This window comes from Leifsonia williamsii (genome assembly GCF_030433685.1).
In the GTDB taxonomy this organism is placed as follows: Bacteria; Actinomycetota; Actinomycetes; order Actinomycetales; family Microbacteriaceae; genus Leifsonia; species Leifsonia williamsii.
The window spans coordinates 486,822-503,289 of record NZ_JAROCF010000001.1 but is presented as its reverse complement, the minus strand read 5'-3'; the positions used below and the strand labels follow the sequence as shown (position 1 = coordinate 503,289).

Annotated in this window: 20 protein-coding genes; 12 read left to right on the top strand and 8 right to left on the bottom strand. The window is 71.9% G+C overall.

Annotated elements, in window-relative coordinates; all coding sequences use genetic code 11:
* Nucleotides 1–30: 30 nt before the first annotated feature.
* The 6 genes from P5G50_RS02285 to P5G50_RS02260 all read left to right on the top strand — a co-directional run bounded on the left by P5G50_RS02285 (nucleotide 31) and on the right by P5G50_RS02260 (nucleotide 5,642).
* A complete protein-coding gene (locus tag P5G50_RS02285) occupies nucleotides 31–2,400 on the top strand; it encodes a molybdopterin oxidoreductase family protein (RefSeq protein WP_301212754.1) in 2,370 nt (789 codons plus the stop codon).
* Complete coding sequence (locus tag P5G50_RS02280) at nucleotides 2,397–2,870, top strand: hypothetical protein (protein WP_301212753.1); 474 nt, start codon at nucleotides 2,397–2,399, stop codon at nucleotides 2,868–2,870. The genes P5G50_RS02285 and P5G50_RS02280 overlap by 4 nt, the downstream gene beginning before the upstream one ends.
* Nucleotides 2,867–3,424 carry an HPP family protein gene (locus tag P5G50_RS02275; RefSeq protein ID WP_301212752.1) on the top strand — a complete coding sequence of 186 codons (558 nt, stop codon included), beginning with the start codon at nucleotides 2,867–2,869 and terminating at the stop codon, nucleotides 3,422–3,424. Before P5G50_RS02280 ends, P5G50_RS02275 begins: the two co-directional genes overlap by 4 nt.
* Nucleotides 3,421–4,116, top strand: a complete 696-nt coding sequence (mobA, locus tag P5G50_RS02270; RefSeq protein ID WP_301212751.1) for an NTP transferase domain-containing protein — start codon at nucleotides 3,421–3,423, stop codon at nucleotides 4,114–4,116. Before P5G50_RS02275 ends, mobA begins: the two co-directional genes overlap by 4 nt.
* A complete protein-coding gene (locus P5G50_RS02265; RefSeq protein ID WP_301212749.1) occupies nucleotides 4,103–4,381 on the top strand; it encodes a DUF6457 domain-containing protein in 279 nt (92 codons plus the stop codon). Before mobA ends, P5G50_RS02265 begins: the two co-directional genes overlap by 14 nt.
* A gap of 109 nt (nucleotides 4,382–4,490) precedes the next feature.
* On the top strand, nucleotides 4,491–5,642 hold the full coding sequence (locus tag P5G50_RS02260; protein ID WP_301212747.1) for a molybdopterin molybdotransferase MoeA: 1,152 nt from the start codon (nucleotides 4,491–4,493) through the stop codon (nucleotides 5,640–5,642).
* A gap of 100 nt (nucleotides 5,643–5,742) precedes the next feature.
* Here the strand turns inward: P5G50_RS02260 and P5G50_RS02255 are convergent, their stop codons facing one another.
* Nucleotides 5,743–6,639, bottom strand: coding sequence for a glucose 1-dehydrogenase (locus P5G50_RS02255; protein ID WP_301212746.1), 897 nt, complete (start codon nucleotides 6,637–6,639; stop codon nucleotides 5,743–5,745).
* Between the two features lie 197 nt (nucleotides 6,640–6,836).
* Between P5G50_RS02255 and P5G50_RS02250 the strand changes: the two genes are divergently transcribed.
* The gene (locus P5G50_RS02250) at nucleotides 6,837–7,247 is read left to right on the top strand and encodes a hypothetical protein (RefSeq protein ID WP_301212745.1); all 411 of its coding nucleotides are present in this window, start codon (nucleotides 6,837–6,839) and stop codon (nucleotides 7,245–7,247) included.
* A 4-nt stretch (nucleotides 7,248–7,251) separates the two neighbouring features.
* Here the strand turns inward: P5G50_RS02250 and P5G50_RS02245 are convergent, their stop codons facing one another.
* The 7 genes from P5G50_RS02245 to P5G50_RS02215 form a co-directional block, all read right to left on the bottom strand.
* Nucleotides 7,252–7,506 carry a hypothetical protein gene (locus P5G50_RS02245; protein ID WP_301212744.1) on the bottom strand — a complete coding sequence of 85 codons (255 nt, stop codon included), beginning with the start codon at nucleotides 7,504–7,506 and terminating at the stop codon, nucleotides 7,252–7,254.
* Nucleotides 7,503–8,243: a hypothetical protein gene (locus P5G50_RS02240; protein WP_301212742.1), complete on the bottom strand. Its 741-nt coding sequence runs from the start codon at nucleotides 8,241–8,243 to the stop codon at nucleotides 7,503–7,505. The genes P5G50_RS02245 and P5G50_RS02240 overlap by 4 nt, the downstream gene beginning before the upstream one ends.
* Nucleotides 8,244–8,474: 231 nt before the next feature.
* On the bottom strand, nucleotides 8,475–9,356 hold the full coding sequence (locus P5G50_RS02235; protein WP_301212741.1) for a manganese catalase: 882 nt from the start codon (nucleotides 9,354–9,356) through the stop codon (nucleotides 8,475–8,477).
* 94 nt (nucleotides 9,357–9,450) lie between these two features.
* Nucleotides 9,451–9,813, bottom strand: a complete 363-nt coding sequence (locus P5G50_RS02230) for a DUF7882 family protein (protein ID WP_301212740.1) — start codon at nucleotides 9,811–9,813, stop codon at nucleotides 9,451–9,453.
* Nucleotides 9,814–9,886: 73 nt separating this feature from the next.
* Nucleotides 9,887–10,831, bottom strand: coding sequence for an AraC family transcriptional regulator (locus tag P5G50_RS02225; RefSeq protein ID WP_301212739.1), 945 nt, complete (start codon nucleotides 10,829–10,831; stop codon nucleotides 9,887–9,889).
* Nucleotides 10,832–10,870: 39 nt separating this feature from the next.
* Nucleotides 10,871–11,044: a hypothetical protein gene (locus P5G50_RS02220; RefSeq protein WP_301212738.1), complete on the bottom strand. Its 174-nt coding sequence runs from the start codon at nucleotides 11,042–11,044 to the stop codon at nucleotides 10,871–10,873.
* Between the two features lie 2 nt (nucleotides 11,045–11,046).
* Nucleotides 11,047–11,487: a ChaB family protein gene (locus tag P5G50_RS02215; RefSeq protein ID WP_301212737.1), complete on the bottom strand. Its 441-nt coding sequence runs from the start codon at nucleotides 11,485–11,487 to the stop codon at nucleotides 11,047–11,049.
* Nucleotides 11,488–11,617: 130 nt separating this feature from the next.
* Here P5G50_RS02215 and P5G50_RS02210 point away from each other — a divergent pair, with 130 nt between their 5' ends.
* The 5 genes from P5G50_RS02210 to P5G50_RS02190 all read left to right on the top strand — a co-directional run bounded on the left by P5G50_RS02210 (nucleotide 11,618) and on the right by P5G50_RS02190 (nucleotide 16,461).
* Complete coding sequence (locus tag P5G50_RS02210; RefSeq protein ID WP_301212736.1) at nucleotides 11,618–12,832, top strand: alcohol dehydrogenase catalytic domain-containing protein; 1,215 nt, start codon at nucleotides 11,618–11,620, stop codon at nucleotides 12,830–12,832.
* Nucleotides 12,829–13,611: an alpha/beta fold hydrolase gene (locus tag P5G50_RS02205; protein WP_301212735.1), complete on the top strand. Its 783-nt coding sequence runs from the start codon at nucleotides 12,829–12,831 to the stop codon at nucleotides 13,609–13,611. Before P5G50_RS02210 ends, P5G50_RS02205 begins: the two co-directional genes overlap by 4 nt.
* Entirely contained in the window at nucleotides 13,608–14,354 is a 747-nt protein-coding gene (locus tag P5G50_RS02200; protein WP_301212733.1) for an esterase/lipase family protein, read from the top strand. The genes P5G50_RS02205 and P5G50_RS02200 overlap by 4 nt, the downstream gene beginning before the upstream one ends.
* Nucleotides 14,355–14,418: 64 nt before the next feature.
* Nucleotides 14,419–15,420, top strand: a complete 1,002-nt coding sequence (locus P5G50_RS02195; RefSeq protein ID WP_301212731.1) for an aldo/keto reductase — start codon at nucleotides 14,419–14,421, stop codon at nucleotides 15,418–15,420.
* 6 nt (nucleotides 15,421–15,426) lie between these two features.
* Nucleotides 15,427–16,461: an alpha/beta hydrolase gene (locus tag P5G50_RS02190; protein ID WP_301212730.1), complete on the top strand. Its 1,035-nt coding sequence runs from the start codon at nucleotides 15,427–15,429 to the stop codon at nucleotides 16,459–16,461.
* Nucleotides 16,462–16,468 lie beyond the last annotated feature (7 nt).

Here is a 16,468-nt window from a genome sequence, read left to right as displayed (position 1 = left end):
GCGCCCTGACCCCGGGTCGATGGTTGGCCCATGGCCGATCGGACGATGATGACCCGTGGCGCGGGGGATGCCTCGCGGATCGAGGATGTGTGGGGGGCGCGCACGCCGTACGCGCCCGGGGAGCGCTGGCCCGACCGGGTCGACTCCATGCTGCAGGAGGGGCTCACGGAGGCGGACGTCGACTCCTGGGTGCGCTCCGCCTGCGTGCTGTGCAGCAACGGCTGCGGCTGCGACATCGCGGTGAAGGACGGCCGCATGGTCGGCATCCGCGGGCGCGCCGACGACCCGGTGAACCACGGCCGGCTGGGGCCGAAGGGGCTGTACGCGAGCTGGCAGGGCCTCCGCGGCTCCGACCGGCTGACGACACCGCTGATCCGCAGGGACGGCGAGCTGGTGCCTGCGTCGTGGGACGAGGCGATGGAGGCGGTGGTCGCCCGCAGCAAGCAGCTGCTTCAGGAGCGCGGCCCGCTCAGTCACGGCTTCTACACCAGCGGCCAGCTATTCCTCGAGGAGTACTACACGCTCGCGGTGATCGGGAAGGCCGGCCTCGGCACCCCGCACATGGACGGCAACACCCGGCTCTGCACCGCGACGGCGGCCTTCTCGCTCAAGGAGACCTTCGGCGCCGACGGGCAGCCGGGCTGCTACGAGGACATCGACGTCTGCGACACCCTCTTCCTCTGGGGCCACAACATGGCGGCCACCCAGACCGTGCTGTGGTCGCGGGTGCTCGATCGGCTCGCCGGGCCGAACCCGCCCCTCCTGGTCTGCGTCGACCCGCGCGACACCCCGGTCGCCCAGAAGGCGACGGTGCACCTCGCGATCAAGCCCGGCACCAACCTCGCCCTGCTGCACGCGATCGTGCGCGAGCTGCTGGTCAACGGCTGGATCGACGAGGAGTTCGTCGACGCCCACACGCTCGGGCTGGAGGAGCTCCACGGCCAGGTCGAGCAGTGGACGCCCGAGCACGCGGCCGAGGTGTGCGGGGTGGAGGCGCGCGACATCCAGAAGGCGGCCGCGATCTTCGCCACCGGCGAGCGGGTGCTGTCGACCGTGCTGCAGGGGTTCTACCAGTCGGCGCAGGCGACGGCGTCCGCGTGCGCGGTCAACAACCTCCACCTCCTCCGCGGCATGATCGGGAGGCCGGGCGCCGGCATCCTGCAGATGAACGGCCAGCCCACCGCCCAGAACAACCGCGAGACGGGCGCCGACGGCGACCTGCCCGGCTTCCGCAACGGGGAGAACCAGGAGCACGTCCAGCAGCTCGCCGACCTGTGGGGCGTCGACGCGCTGAAGATCCCGCACTGGGCGCCGCCGACCCACATCATGCAGATGATCCGGTACGTGGAGCAGGGCAGCATCCCGTTCCTCTGGGTGTCGGCGACGAACCCGGCGGTGTCGCTGCCGCAGCTGCCGCGCATCCGCGAGGTGCTCGGCAAGCCGGAGCTGTTCCTCGTCGTGCAGGACCTCTACCTGACCGAGACCGCGCAGCTCGCCGATGTGGTGCTCCCCGCCGCGGGCTGGGGCGAGAAGACCGGGACGTTCACGAACGCCGAGCGCACCGTCCACCTCTCCGAGAAGGCGGTGGAGCCGCCGGGGGAGGCGCGCGCCGACCTCGACATCTTCCTCGACTACGCGAAGCGGATGGGCTTCACCCGCAGCGACGGCAGCCCGCTGCTCACGTGGGAGACGCCCGAGGACGTGTACCGCGCCTGGCAGCAGTGCTCGAAGGGGAGGCCGTGCGACTACAGCGGCATCTCGTACGACGATCTGCGCCGCCAGAGCGGCATCAAGTGGCCGCGGCGCGAGGGTGAGACCGAGAGCCAGGAACGGCTCTACACCGACTTCGACTTCCCGTCGCACGCGGACTATGCCGAGAGTTTCGGCCACGATCTGCTCACCGGCGCGACGGTGGGGGAGCAGGCGTTCCGGGCGATGCGGCCGGACGGCAAGGCGCTGCTCAAGTCGGCGCCCTTCACCGGCCCGCACGAGACGCCCGACGACGAGTACCCCCTGCGGCTCGAGACCGGCCGGAGCGTCTACCACTTCCACACCCGCACGAAGACCGGGCGCAGCCCCGAGCTGACGGCCGCCGCCCCGGACGTGTGGGTGGAGCTGGCGCGGGAGGATGCGGACGCGCGCGGTCTTGCCGACGGTGATCTGGTGGAAGTACGCTCCCGGCGCGGACGGATCGTCGCACCGGTCCGCGTCACGGGCATCCGGCCGGGGGCGGTGTTCGCGCCGTTCCACTACGGGTACTGGGACGCGCCTCCGGACGCCGTGGACAAGCGGCCGACCGCCGCGAACGAGCTGACGGTGACCGAGTGGGACCCGGTCTCGAAGCAGCCGCTCTTCAAGTCCGGAGCGGTGCAGGTGACGCGATGGGGGGAGTCGCGATGAAGCTGCCCGTGTACCTCCGGCTGCTGGCCGCGTCGGAGACGACCCTCGCGGAGTCGTACCGCACGATCGCGGAGGCGCACGGCGACGAGCCGGACGTCCACCACCTCTGCCTGACCCTCGCGGAGCAGTGCGATGAGCACCGCAAGAAGCTCGACGGCATCATCGAGCGGTTCGGCAGCGGCGCCGAGAGCGAGGGTGACGACGACGAGCCCGACCGGCTCCACGCCGACGGGGTGGGGGAGGCACGCTCCGGCCCGCTCGGGCTGCTGCGCGACCTGCAGGACCTCTATCTGCTCGCCAGCCTCGCCGACATCACCTGGACGATGGTCAAGCAGGCAGCGCAGGCGCTGGAGGACCACGACCTCCTCGACGTCGTCGCTGCCTGCGAGCACGAGATCGCCGTGCAGCTGAGCTGGCTGTCGACGCGCATGAAGCAGGCTGCGCCGCAGGCGCTGGTGGCGGTGCCATGAGTGCGGTGACCGACCGGCCGTCGGTGCTGGAGCGCTCGCAGCAGCGGGCGGGGGAGGTCGGGGCCGGGGTCTACGTCGGCCTCCTGTCGCTCGTCGTGCTGGCGGTGTCGGGCACGATCGGCATGCTGCTGATGACCCCGTGGCTGTTCCCGAGCCTCGGGCCGACCGTCATGGTCCTGTTCGGCACGCCGCGCGAGAAGTCCGCCCGGCCGCTGGACGCCGCCGTCGGCCACGCGGTCGGCATCATCGCGGGCATCGGCTGCCTCTTCCTGTTCGGGATGAACGGCAAACCCTCGGCGGTGGAGGCCGGGCTCTCGCTCGGCTACATCCTGGGCGGCGCGCTGTCGGTCGCGATCACCGCGTTCGTGCTGCACGCGTTGAAGCTGCAGCACCCGCCGGCGGGAGCGACGACCCTGATCATCAGCCTCGGCGTCATCGCGAACCCGATCGGCATCCTCTCGATGGCGGCGGCCATCGCGTTCACGATCGTCGCCTCGTGGGGGCTCAACGCGCTGCTCGGCGAGCGGCCGCACGGCTGGCGCGGGGCGTCATGACGGCCGCGATCGTGCTGGCCGGCGGCCGGTCGAGCCGCTTCGGCTCGGACAAGCTGGAGGCGGTCGTCGACGGCCGCTCGCTGTTGACGCGGGCGGTGGAGGCGGCGGTGGAGGCCGGCTGCGACCCGGTCGTGGTGGTGACGGCGCGGGAGGTGGTGGCGGGGGAGGCGTCCGCCGGGGGCGCGTCGCCGTTCGCGAGCGAAGCCGTGGACGACGCCGAGGCGGCCGGTCGCGTCGTCACCGTCTCGGAGTGGCCGCGCTGGGGCGGGCCATGTGCGGCGGTGGCGGCGGGGGTGGAGGCGCTGGGTACCTCTACGCCGTCGCGCGACCTTGCGCCGACGGGGAGGGTGCTCCCGGGTGGCCCGCTGGCCCGCGACGACGTGCTCATCCTCCCGGCCGACCTCGCCGACCCCGCGGCCGCCGTCGCGGCGCTCGCCGTGTCGCCCGGGCCCTGCGTCCTGCGCGACGCCGACGGCCGCGAGCAGTGGCTCCTGGCCCGCGCTTCCGTCGCCGCTCTCCGCGCCCGGCTGGACGGGCTGCGCGCGGAGGCGACGCTCGCCGACCTCCCCGCGCGGGCGCTGCTCGGCGGGCTCCCGGTGGCGGATCCCGCCCTCTCTCCCCTGATCACGGCCGACATCGACCGGCCGGCCGACCTCGACCTCCTGAAGGAGCTGAGCCATGGAACCGTCTGAGCTGGACGACTGGGCGGCCACGGCCTCCCGCACCGTCGGCGTCACGATCGAGCACGGCGACGTCGCCGCGATCCTCGACCTCTCCCGCGACGCCGCCCACGGCATCGCCCGTCCGGCGGCGCCGCTCACCGCCTATCTGGCCGGCATCGCCGTCGGCCGGGGCCTGCCGCTCGCCGAGGTGACCGCGGCGCTGACTGCCGCGATCGCCTCATGGACCGGTGTCACGGATTCGGGGGCCGCCGCGACGGACCGGGGGGCGGAGTGATGCGCGGCCGACCGCAGCATGCTCCCGCCACGCCGCAGCATTCTCCCGCCACGCCGCCCCGGCGGTTCGCCGCGCGACGCGCCGGAAGCGGACCGGCAGAGGGCGCGCGATGAAGAGCTGGCAGGACGCGCGCGAGCTCGCCTACGAGGTCGGCCGCCGCCACCCCGCGCGCACGCTGAACGTTCCCCTCGGGCGCGCCGCCGGCCTCAGGCTCGCCGCCGACCTGCGCGCCGAACGCTCGGTGCCGCGCTTCGACAACTCGGCGATGGACGGCTGGGCGGTCGCCGGCGACGGGCCGTGGCGCGAGGGGGAGCCCGTGCTCGCAGGGATGGCGCCGGGCATCGTGCCGCTCACCCCCGGGGAGGCGCGTCCGATCGCGACCGGCGCGCCCGTGCCTCCCGGCACCAGCACCGTGCTGAGGGCGGAGGAGGGCATCCTCGAGTCCGGGCCGGACGGCATGCTCGTCGACACCATCGCCCCGCTCGATGCCGGGCGCGACATCCGGCGCTGCGGGGAGGAGGCGGAGTCGGGGGACGTGCTCCTGGAGCGCGGCGCGCGCCTCACCCCGCCCGCGATCGGCCTGCTCGCCGCGGCGGGCATCGCGTCCGTCGACGTGCTGGCGCCGCCGCTGATCACCGCAATCGCGACCGGCGACGAGCTGGCCGGACCGGAGGCGGGGCCCGGGCAGGTGACGGACGCGCTCAGCCCGCTCATGCCCTCCCTGCTCTCCTCCCTCGGCGGACGCTGCGCGACGGCGGTCCGCGCGCTCGACCACGCCGACGACGTCGCCGCGGCGATCGCCCGCGCCCGCACCGGGCTGCTGATCTCGTCGGGCGGCACGGCGCACGGCCCGGCCGACCCGGTGCGGGAGGCGCTGGCCCGGCTCGACGCACGGCTCGTGATCGACGGGGTGGCGCTCCGCCCCGGATCGTCCGTGCTGCTCGCCGAGCTGCCGGACGGCCGGGTCCTGCTCGCCCTGCCGGGCAATCCGCTCGCCGCCGTTGTCGACCTCCTGCTGCTGGGCTGGCCCCTGCTGTGCGGAGCGCTCGGCACGCCGCTCGCACCGCTTCCGCCCTGCCCGCTGCCGCTCGGGGAGCTGCCGCGCCACGGGGCGAAGGCGATCGCGTGCGTGCGCGAGGAGGGCGCCCTCGTCGCGGTGCCGCACCAGCGCTCCGGGATGCTGCGCGGCATCGCCACGGCGACGCACCTGGTGCTCACCGAGAACGCCGACGCGCACCTGCTGCGGCTGCCCTGGGAGTAGCCACCTCCTCCGGCGCCCCCGCTGGCCGACCGTCGAGTTGACGCAACACGCCGCCCCGGGACTCCCCGGGGCGGCGTGTCGTGACAAGCGGAGGCGCGCGCTACGGCGTCGGCATGCCTCCGGTCACCGAAAGGGTCTCACCGATGACGTAGCTCGACTCCGAAGACGCCAGGAAGACGTACGCGGGGGCGAGCTCGGCCGGCTGCCCGGCGCGGCCGAGCGGAGTCTGCTTGCCGAACTCGGGCAGCGCCTCCGCCGGCTGACCGCCGCTCGGCTGCAGCGGCGTCCAGATCGGGCCGGGGGCGACGGCGTTCACGCGGATGCCCTTCGGCGCCAGCTGCTGCGCCAGGCCCTTCGTGAAGGTGTTGATCGCGGCCTTCGTCGTCGCGTAGTCCACCAGCGTCTCGCTCGGCTGGTACGCCTGGATCGACGTCGTGTTGATGATCGACGAGCCGGCCGGGAGGTGCGGGAGGGCCGCGCGGGTCAGCCAGAACATCGCGTAGACGTTCGTCTTCATGGTCTTGTCGAACTGCTCGTCCGTGATGTCGGTGAGGCTCTCGACCGCGACCTGCTTGCCCGCGTTGTTGACGAGGATGTCGATGCCGCCCAGCTCCGAGACCGTGCGCGAGATCACCTCGTCGGTGAAGGAGCGCTCGGCCAGGTCGCCGGCGATGGTGACGGCCGTGCGCCCCGCCTCGCGGATGAGGCCCGCGATGCGCTGGGCGTCCTCCTCCTCCTCCGGCAGGTAGACGATCGCCACGTCGGCGCCCTCGCGCGCGAACGCGATCGCGGCCGCCGCACCGATCCCGGAGTCGCCTCCGGTGACGAGCGCCTTGCGCCCGGTCAGCCGGCCCGACCCGACGTAGCTGGTCTCGCCGTGGTCCGCGGGAGGCGTGAGGTCCTTCTCGGTGCCCGGCTCGTCCACGTGCTCCGCCGGCGGCTCGATGCTGGGGTAACGGTCAACAGGGTTGTCGAAGGTGTATTGGTTCTCAGGCATGCCCCGATGCAACCACCGGGGGCGGGCGCGGCAAGGGGGCTGCGCGGCGGGGGCGGGTGGGGTATTGCCACCGCCTGCAGCCCTCCCCGCCGTCGCGGGAACGGTGTACCGCTGGAGTGACCGGCGGACCCGTAACTAGAATATGAGATGTCTCTTCTCTATGCTGGAAGTGTCGAACACGCTCGCAAGGGGGACACGTGACCAACGAGAACGATAGCGAGAGGCCCGCCCGTAACGCAGGGCGGGTGTGGTACTCCTCGGCTCTGGCGCTGCTAGCCGGGGGATCGGTATTCGCGTTCGCGATACTGCCGGTTCAGATGGGCGGATTGGTTTCTGCCGCCGCTGCCCTTGTCGCAATCGCAATCGACCGCGCGGTTCGGAACAAGGTCGACACGCGTCCGCGGGGTTTGGCGGCTGTCGCCTACCTGGCCGTCGGCGCGTTGGTGCTGGTCATTTCGCTGGCCTTGGTCCTGACCGTGGCGCGCGGTAGCTCGGTCTGGTTCGGGGTGGTGCTTGCTGTGATCGTTGCCATGGTCTTCTTCGTCGCCATCTGGGTGCCCAGCGGCCCCCGGATCCGCCAGACGACGGGCGGACGCGGGGGCCGATGACCCGCTAGATCTGGTAGCAGCTCCCGTATGCGCCGCCGAGGGTGATTGCTGTAGAAGCGACCCACAGCCCGGTGGCGCTGATCGGGTTCCATGCCAGCGTCGCGGCTCCGGCGAGCGCGAGAATGCACCAACCGGCGCCCGTCGGCTTGACGTTGTACTTTCCGTTGAATATCAGCCCTACCGACTTCGCCATCACGCCGTTGTAGTACTTCTGCAGGTAACTGCCCTTGCAGTTGGTGAGCGGTGCTCCTGGTGTCATGAATAGCTGCTCCCGTTCGTCAGGACGCAGTTGTACGACGCCTGACCGGTGCTGTAGACCGTGGGATCGGCCACGACGGGGAATGCTGTCTCCGCGGTGAAATCGACCACCTGAGTCAGAGTCTTGCCCGCTAGCTCGAAGTGGGTGGGAACGGGATTGCCGGCGGCGTCCTTCGCCCACGGAGCCGCGATGTAGAAGCTTGGAACACCTGTCTCGGCGGCGACATACACGGACCCGTCCGGTGCGAGGTGGAGCGACTGTCCGCTCGGCACGCTGACGGCGTAGTCGTAGCGCTTCGGAGCGCCCGAGTGGCGGATCACCGTGTTGATCTGGACGCTTCCATCCCGTCGAACGATCGGAACGGTCGATGACCCGTTGTTGTTGTCATACGACACGGCTCCGTCGCCTCTCACGACGGCACCGTCAGCCACTCCTGCAAACGGAAGTCCCAGTGATGCGTCACCGTTTCCGGACGAGAGCCGGACGCTCTCTTCCGGATCAGACGGCACGATCACGTTCGTCCCGTTGACCGTGGCGTCGACGGCCTCCGGTGAAGTGGTGACCGGCTGCACGTCAGCCGCGTCGCTCACCGACTCGGGGGCGACCCTGGCCACCGCCGCCAAGGGATCCGGCTCCGGTTCCCCAGCGTTCGCCGCCACCCCACCCATGCACAGCAGCGATGCGATGGCGATCGCCGCGCCGCCAGCGTTGGCAATGCTCCTCCCGAGCAATTTCATTGTTCGCACCCAATCCGAGCGCGCCACGGATGGCGCTCCCCATCGTTCTCGATCGAATGGTGCTGACAGCGGTCATCACCCGGCGCCGCCGGAACGATCTCCAGTCAGCGATCCCCTTGGGGGCAAACTTAGCCAACTGAAGTCTGAAATTGCAACTGTTAAATATTACATAGCCACGGCTGTGGAAAGGGGCCGGCCTCCCGGCCGACCCCTCCCGCGACCCGCCCCCACCTACTCCTTGTTCAGCTTGTCCTGCACCACCCCCGCCGCCTTCTCCACCACGTTCGGCAGCTCCGTCGTCCCGTAGAAGCGGGAGTCGGGGTGCGTCACCGGCGGCATCGGCGCGGTCGTGGTGGGGCCGTCGTGGTAGGTGAACTCGCCCTTGCCGTCGGGGGTGGGGCCGCTCGCCCAGCTGCCGTCGGCGGCCGCCGGGCCGTCGGAGAAGTTGAGGTACTGGTACGACACGCTGCGGTCCTCCTGCTTGAGCGGGAAGTTGCTCGGGACCGGGAAGTCCTCTGCGCCTTCCGCTCGCAGCTCGGCCGCCGCGGCCATCCACTGGTTCTGGTGCATGGTGTCGCGGGCCAGGAGGAAGGCGAGCAGGTCGCGCACGCCCGCGTCGTCGGTCATGTTGTAGAGCCGGGCGACCTGGAGGCGGCCCTGCATCTCCGCGTTCGCGTTGGCGGTGAAGTCGGCGAGCAGGTTCCCGCTGGCCGTCACGTACGCGCCGGACCAGGGGTTGCCGTTGCTGTCGACCGGGCGTGCGCCGGCGCCGGCGACGATCGCGTGCTGCACGTCGGTGCCGCCGATGATCGCTGCCACCGTCGGGTCGTTCTGCACGGCGTCCTCCGTGATGCCGAGCGGCGCCTTCTCGAGGAGCTGCGCGATCATGATCGCGAGCATCTCGACATGGCCGAACTCCTCGGCGCCGATGCCGTAGAGCAGGTCGCGGTACTTGCCAGGGATGTGGATGTTCCAGGCCTGGAACCCGTATTGCATCGCGACCGTGATCTCGCCGTACTGGCCGCCGAGCACCTCCTGCAGCTTGCGCGCGTAGACCGCGTCGGGCTGGTTCGGCTTGACGGTGTGCTGCAACTCCTGTCGGTGGAAGAACATGAGTGATTCCCCTTCTCGTCTCCGGTGATGTAGCCCCACCGAACCGGGGATGGGAGGCGCCCGTCAGGCATTGACAGCCCGGGGATCGGGGCGATTAATAGGGCGCGGGTGTGCGGCCGCGGTGGGAGCGCTCGTGGTCGAAGAACCGCGCGGCGCGCTCGGGGGAGCCGTCCTCGGCGCACACGATGAGGCCGGTGGAGCTTCCGGCCGACTCCGCGAGCAGCGCCAGCCACTCCCGGTTGATCGTCGGCACGCGCGAGCCGTCGTACTTGAAGAAGAGCGGGATGCTGGGGTCGATCCAGATCGCGCTGCGGCCGTCCCCTGTCTCGGCGGCGTCGCGCCACGACATCGCGAACGACTCCCGGCGCCGCAGCTTGTTGACGATCACGATCTGCAGGTGGAGCAGGAGGCGATCGTCGAACGCGATCGCCGTCGAGTCGTAGGTGAGTGTTCCCATGCTGGCCTCCCGCCGCCGGGGTTGCCACCATGCTCGTCCGCAATGCGCGGAAAAGATACAGCGACCGCGAAGATTACACTTCTGCATCCGGCGAGCGGAGGAGGTCGTCGCCGCCGAACTCCGCCCGGTACGCCCGCGCGAACCGCTCGGCGTCGGCGAACCCCCAGCGGGCCGCCGCGGTCTCGACGCCATCGGCGCGGCCCGCTCGCAGCTCGTCCCGCGCAGCGCCGAGCCGCACGCGGCGCAGACAGGCGCTCGCCCCCATCCCGATGTGCTCCCGGAAGGCGATGTCGAGCTGTGCGAGGCTTCCGCCCGCCGCCTGTGCGATGTCGCCCAGCGTGATCGGCAGCGAGGCGTTGTCCTCGATGAAGCGCAGGCCGCGGCGGAAGCGGCGGTGGACGTCCGCGGGGGTCACCGGCCGCTCCTCCCGCTCGCCCGTCATCCGGAAGCACTTCACCGTCGCGAGCGCCAGCCGGTGGAACAGGCTGGCCCGCACCAGGTCGTTCTCGATCGTGCCCGACGTGACGAACTCGCCCGCGACCTTCGCCGCCGTCAGCAGGTAGCCCGCGTGCGCCGCGCTGATCGGCCGCGGCGAGTCGAAGGCCAGAACCAGCGAGTCGTCGCCGGAGGTGGTGCGCGCGACCTCGAGCAGCCGGTCGGCCGAGAGGTACAGGTTCACCATCCTCACGTTCTGCGCGTGGCAGTACAGGGTGTCTCCCGGCTTCAGGAGGAACGGGGCGCGGAACGCGAAGTCGCGCTCGCCGTCGATGTCCCACTCGTAGTCGCCGCCGAGCACCGTCGCCACGCAGAACTGGTCGAACTCGCCCTCGGAGATCCAGTCGCCGCCGATGCTGTAGCGGCCCACCTGCAGGTCGGAGTCCCCCTGCTGCTCCACACGGAAGGCGAACTCACGGCCGGGCTCCTGGGCGAACGCGAAGCGCCCGTTGGCCGCGCGCAGCAGCATGTCGGCCTCGTGCGGGTCCGTCGTCGCGCTGCGCAACGTGGTGAGCTCGGTCATGCGCTCACCGTACCCCGGCGGGGTGTGTCCGCACCGGGCTCAGTCGAGTTTGGACAGCAGATGCACGGGGATGCCGAACGACAGCGCGACGCACAGGATCCCGCAGAAGAACACGAGCCCCTGCACCGGAGGGAGCACATTGGCCATCCCGAGCAGGAACAGTCCGAACAGGAACAGCGCGAAGCACAGGATGAAGGCGATCACATCACGCACGGTCAGCGCCCTCCTTCGGAGCCCGAAGCGCCGTCCGACGCGGCGTCCGACCGCCGTCGCGCGGCCGTCTCCCGCCGGTTCTCGCGCTTGATCGCCTCGACCAGCTCGTCCTTCTTCATGGTGGATCGGCCCGCGATGTCGAGCCGGCGTGCGATGTCCATCAGGTGCTCCTTCGAGGCGTTCGCGTCGACGCCCTCCTGGGTCTGCGCGCGGGTGCCGACCCCGCCCTCGGCCTTGCGGTCGGAGGGGCCGCGCTGCTCCTTCTCCTCCCAGTGGTCGCCGACCTTCTCGTACTGGTGCTTGAGCGCGGCGAACGCCGTGCGGTGCGCCCGCTCGCCCTCGCCGTACTCGCCGACGGCGGCGTCGTGGGCGGCCGACCAGACCTCCTGCGCGTGCTTCGGCGACCGGGCGAGCGTCGACGGCAGCTCCTCGGATGCGGGCATGGCCCCTCCTCTTCGCTTGTCCTATCACTCACGAGTACCCCGTGGGCAGCCGTTTTCAACCCGGGGCCCTGGTGGAGGCGCGGGGCGTACCCTCCGTGGCGATCGGGACAGCATCCAGAGGGAGGACCCCATGAAGGCAGTCGTGTGGCACGGCGTCGGCGACATCCGGCTCGACACCGTCGACGACCCGCGCATCCAGGAGCCGACGGACGCGATCGTCCGCATCACGACCAGCGCCATCTGCGGGACCGACCTGCACATGGTGCGCGGCACGATGAGCGGCATGGTTCCGGGCACGATCCTCGGGCACGAGGCGGTCGGCGTTGTCGAGGAGGTCGGGGAGGCCGTGCGCGGCTTCTCGCCCGGCGACCGCGTCATCGTGTGCTCGACCATGTCGTGCGGCGTCTGCGCGCAGTGCCGCGCGGGCAACACGGCCCAGTGCGACGTGGCGAACCCCAACGGTCCGGCCGCGGGGACCGCCTTCTTCGGCGGTCCGGAGACGACGGGCCCGGTGAACGGCCTGCAGGCCGAGTACGCCCGCATCCCGTGGGCGCAGCACACGCTCATCCCGCTGCCGGAGGCCGTGAGCGACGACCAGGCGATCCTGCTCTCCGACATCTTCCCGACCGCGTGGTTCGGGGCCGAGCTCGCGGGCGTCCGGAGGGGCGACACCGTCGCCGTGTACGGCGCGGGGATCGTCGGCCAGCTCGCGATCGCCTCCGCGTTCCGGCAGGGCGCCGGCCGCGTGTTCTCGATCGACGGCATCGAGACCCGGCTCGCGCAGTCGCTCGCGCAGAACGCCGAGATCATCGACTTCAACGCCGAGTCGCCGGTGGAGTCGCTGCTCGACCTCACCCGCGGCGCCGGCGTCGACGCGGTGATCGACGCCGTCGGCGTGGACGCCCAGCGCCCCCAGCGCGGCCCGGCCGCCGAGGATGCGGAGCAGCTCGCCGACGCCTTCGCGCAGGAGGTCGGCGAGGTCGCGCCCGAGACGAACCCCGACGGGGACACCTGGGTGCCCGGCGACAGCCCGACGCAGGCGGCGCGCTGGGCGGTGGAGTCGGTCGCGAAGGCCGGACGCATCGGCATCATCGGCGTCTACTCGCCGCAGCTCACGAGCTACCCGATCGGCGCCGCGATGAACAAGAATCTCAGCGTGCGCATGGGCAACTGCAACCACCGCGCGGTGACGCCGCCGCTGATCGACCTGGTCGCCGCCGGGCTGTTCGACCCGACGGCGTTCATCACGCAGCACGTCGGCGCCGAGAGCGCGATCGACGCCTACCGCAGCTTCGACCGGCGCGAGGAGGGGTGGATCAAGACCGTTCTCGATCCGGCCGCGTGAGGGTGAGGAAGCGGAGGCCGGGCGGCACCCGCGCGGTCGTCACGGTCGACACCGGAGGCGGCGGAGGCGGCGGCGGAGGCGCGCCCGCCGGGCCTGTGTTCGTCCTCGTCCACGGCATCGGGGTGTCCTCGCGGTACTTCGAGCGCCTGGTGCCCGTGCTCGCCCGGGCGGGGCGCGTGGTCGCGGTCGACCTCCCCGGGTTCGGCAAGGCCATGCCCAAGCCGGCCGAGGCGCCCGAAATCGAGGGCTTCGCCCGCTCGGTGGCGGAGGCGCTCGACGGCCTCGGCATCCGGCGTGCGGTGCTCGTCGGCCACTCCATGGGCACGCAGATCGTGATCGCCCTGGCCAAGCTCCGGCCGGACCTCGCCGGCGCGCTGGCCCTGCTCGGCCCGGTGATGCAGCCGCGCGACCGGCACCCGCTGCGCGCGGCGATGCTGCTCGGGCTCGACACCCTGCGCGAGAGCCCGCGCGGCAATGTCGTGGTGATCGGCGACTACCTGAAGGCCGGCCCGCGCTGGTACCTCGCCAACCTCCCCGCCATGCTGGAGTACCGCACCGAGGAGGAGGTGGCCGACGTGGCCGTGCCGGTTCTGGTGGTGCGCGGCGCCCGCGACCCCATCGCGCGGGACGCCTGGGTGCTGGCGCTCGCGGAGCGGGCGCGGCAGGGCCGGGCGGAGGCCGTCGCCGGACCGCCGCACCTGGTCATGCACGGGGCGCCGTACCGCACGGCCGAGCTGCTGACGGAGCTGGCGCGCTCGGCGGTCGGGGCGACACCGTGAGCGGAGCCGGCCGCCGCTCGCCGGCGGACCTGCTGCGTCCGCTGCGCCGGCTCGGCGTGCTGGTGCTCGACTACGAGTACGCCGTCCGGCACCAGCTCCGCGCGGCGCTCGACCACGAGGTGCCGGAGGCGCTGGTCTCGCCGGGCTCCGCGCGGGGCGCGCAGGGGTCGCCGGTGGTGCTCCTCCCCGGCATCTACGAGACCTGGCGGTTCATGGGTCCGCTCGCCCGTCGCCTCCACGCCGCCGGTCACCCCGTGCACGTGATCACCGCACTCGGCCGCAACCGGCTCTCGCTCGCCGAGGGTGCGGCGCTCGTCGCGCGTCACCTGGAGGAGCACGACCTCCGCGACGTCACGATCGTCGCGCACAGCAAGGGCGGGCTCGTCGCCAAGACGCTGATGGGCCTCCCGGGCGCCGGGGAGCGCGTACGCCGCACGGTCGCGATCGCCACGCCGTTCTCCGGGTCGAGCCTGGCGCGCTACCTGCCCGTGCACGCCCTGCGCGCCCTGCGGCCGGACGACCCCGCGATGGTCGCGCTCGCCGCGGAGGCCGCCGCCAACGCCCGCATCGTGTCGCTCTGGGGCTGGTACGACCCGCACATCCCCGGCGGCAGCCGCCTGCGCGGTGCGGCGCGCAACGAGGAGCTGCCGGTGGGCGGCCACTTCCGCATCCTGGGCAGCCCGCGGCTGCTGGCGCTCGTCGACGAGCTGACGACGGACGAGCGGCGACAGCCTCCTCCGTGACGGCGGAGTCACCGCCCACTGCTAAGTTGTGGCAGCGTACGCCGTGCCCACGACAGGAGTGACGATGCCCCACCTCGCTGATCCCACCCGTTATGACGCGATGCCGTATCGGAGGGCGGGGAGGAGCGGGCTGCTGCTGCCGCCGCTGTCGCTGGGGCTGTGGCAGAACTTCGGCACCGCGCGCGCCTACGAGACGCAGCGCGCGATCGTGCTGCGCGCCTTCGACCGCGGCGTGACCCACTTCGACCTGGCGAACAACTACGGGCCGCCTCCCGGGGCCGCCGAGGAGTTCTTCGGCCGCATCCTCGCGACCGACCTCAAGGCGTACCGCGACGAGATCGTCGTCTCCACCAAGGCCGGTTACACGATGTGGCCCGGCCCGTACGGCGACTTCGGCTCGCGCAAGTACCTGCTCTCGTCGCTCGACCAGAGCCTCCGGCGGCTCGGCCTCGACTACGTCGACGTGTTCTACCACCACCGGCCCGACCCCGACACGCCGCTGGAGGAGTCGATGGGCGCGCTGGTCACGGCCATCCAGCAGGGCAAGACCCTGTACCCGGCCATCTCGAACTACGGCCCGGAGCGCACGACCGAGGCGGCGGCGCTGCTGGCCGCCGCCGGCAACCCGCTGCTGCTGCACCAACCGCGCTACTCCCTCTTCGACCGCACCCCGGAGCAGGGCGTGCTGGAGGCGGTGGAGGCTGCCGGCGCGGCCGCGATCGTGTTCTCGCCGCTCGCCCAGGGCCTCCTGACCGACCGCTACCTCGGCGGCATCCCCGAGGACTCGCGGGCGAAGACGAGCGTGTTCCTCCACGCCTCCGACATCACCGACGAGAAGGTCGCGAAGGCCCGCGCGCTGAACGACATCGCTCAGGGCCGGGGCCAGACGCTCGCCCAGCTGGCGCTCCAGTGGGTGCTGCGCACCCCGGTCGTGGTCTCGGCGATCATCGGAGCCAGCAGCGTCGAGCAGCTGGAGCAGAACCTCGTCGCCGTCCACGGCCCCGAGCTCACCGCCGACGAGCTGGCCGAGATCGACCGCTGCCTGGCGGACGGATCGCGGAGCTAGCCGCCGATGGACGAGCTGCCGCGTCGCCCGCTGCTGAGTCGCCGTGCCCAGCGCCTCGTCAACGCCGGCGCGATCGCCGTGGCGAGCGTGCTGGTCGTCGCCGGCGTCGTGCGGGCGACGCCGTGGCCGTCGGCGCTCCTGATCCGCTCGGTGTTCGAGAAGGGCGCGGCCGAGACGGTCGCCGAGCTCGAGCGGCACACGCCGAGTTCGGGGGTGGAGGTCCGGAGCGGCATCCGCTATGCCCCCGGTTCCCCGGACACCACGCTCGACGCCGTCTGGCCCACCGGGGCGGACGAGCCGCTGCCCGTGGTGGTCTGGGTTCACGGCGGCGCGTGGATCTCGGGGGCGAGCGCCGACGTGACCCCGTACCTGCGCATCCTCGCGAGCCACGGCTACGCGGGTGTCGCGCTCAACTACACGTACGGCCCGGAGGGCGAGTACCCGCTGGCTGTGCGCCAGCTCAACGACGCGCTGGGCTACGTGCGCGAGCACGCCGGCGAGCTGCACGTCGATCCGACGCGCATCGTGCTCGCCGGCGACTCGGCCGGGTCGCAGCTCGCCAGCCAGCTCGCGCTGCTGACCACCGACCCCGACTACGCGCACCTCATGGGCATCCGGCCCGCGCTGGAGGCGGATCAGCTGGTGGCGACGGTGCTGAACTGCGGCGTGTACGACATGGACGCGCTCGCCGACCTCACCGGGATCGGCGCCTGGGGCTTCCAGACCGCGCTGTGGTCGTACACGGGCACGAAGGCGTGGTCGCAGACGTTCGTCGGCAACACCATGTCGACCATCGACCACGTGACGCCCGCCTTCCCGCCCACGTTCATCACGGGCGGGAACGGCGACGCGCTGACCTGGATGGAGTCCATCCCGATGGCCCGTGCGCTGAAGGCCCAGGGCGTGGAGGTCGACCAGCTGTTCTGGCCGGCCGACCACGAGCCGGCGCTGCCGCACGAGTACCAGTTCAAGCTCGACAGCCCGGAGGCCCAGGAGGCGCTGCAGCGCACCCTCGACTTCCTCGCCGCGCACACCTCCTGACGGGCTT

Bases quoted from the DNA above. Each gene is read 5' to 3' on its own strand.
- P5G50_RS02215 (WP_301212737.1), bottom strand. From the start codon at position 11,487: ATGCCCGCATCCGAGGAGCTGCCGTCGACGCTCGCCCGGTCGCCGAAG.
- P5G50_RS02280 (WP_301212753.1), top strand. From the start codon at position 2,397: ATGAAGCTGCCCGTGTACCTCCGGCTGCTGGCCGCGTCGGAGACGACC.
- P5G50_RS02245 (WP_301212744.1), bottom strand. From the start codon at position 7,506: ATGACACCAGGAGCACCGCTCACCAACTGCAAGGGCAGTTACCTGCAG.
- P5G50_RS02255 (WP_301212746.1), bottom strand. From the start codon at position 6,639: ATGCCTGAGAACCAATACACCTTCGACAACCCTGTTGACCGTTACCCC.
- P5G50_RS02265 (WP_301212749.1), top strand. From the start codon at position 4,103: ATGGAACCGTCTGAGCTGGACGACTGGGCGGCCACGGCCTCCCGCACC.
- P5G50_RS02195 (WP_301212731.1), top strand. From the start codon at position 14,419: ATGCCCCACCTCGCTGATCCCACCCGTTATGACGCGATGCCGTATCGG.
- P5G50_RS02275 (WP_301212752.1), top strand. From the start codon at position 2,867: ATGAGTGCGGTGACCGACCGGCCGTCGGTGCTGGAGCGCTCGCAGCAG.
- P5G50_RS02260 (WP_301212747.1), top strand. From the start codon at position 4,491: ATGAAGAGCTGGCAGGACGCGCGCGAGCTCGCCTACGAGGTCGGCCGC.
- mobA (WP_301212751.1), top strand. From the start codon at position 3,421: ATGACGGCCGCGATCGTGCTGGCCGGCGGCCGGTCGAGCCGCTTCGGC.
- P5G50_RS02225 (WP_301212739.1), bottom strand. From the start codon at position 10,831: ATGACCGAGCTCACCACGTTGCGCAGCGCGACGACGGACCCGCACGAG.
- P5G50_RS02230 (WP_301212740.1), bottom strand. From the start codon at position 9,813: ATGGGAACACTCACCTACGACTCGACGGCGATCGCGTTCGACGATCGC.
- P5G50_RS02210 (WP_301212736.1), top strand. From the start codon at position 11,618: ATGAAGGCAGTCGTGTGGCACGGCGTCGGCGACATCCGGCTCGACACC.
- P5G50_RS02235 (WP_301212741.1), bottom strand. From the start codon at position 9,356: ATGTTCTTCCACCGACAGGAGTTGCAGCACACCGTCAAGCCGAACCAG.
- P5G50_RS02285 (WP_301212754.1), top strand. From the start codon at position 31: ATGGCCGATCGGACGATGATGACCCGTGGCGCGGGGGATGCCTCGCGG.
- P5G50_RS02240 (WP_301212742.1), bottom strand. From the start codon at position 8,243: ATGAAATTGCTCGGGAGGAGCATTGCCAACGCTGGCGGCGCGGCGATC.
- P5G50_RS02190 (WP_301212730.1), top strand. From the start codon at position 15,427: ATGGACGAGCTGCCGCGTCGCCCGCTGCTGAGTCGCCGTGCCCAGCGC.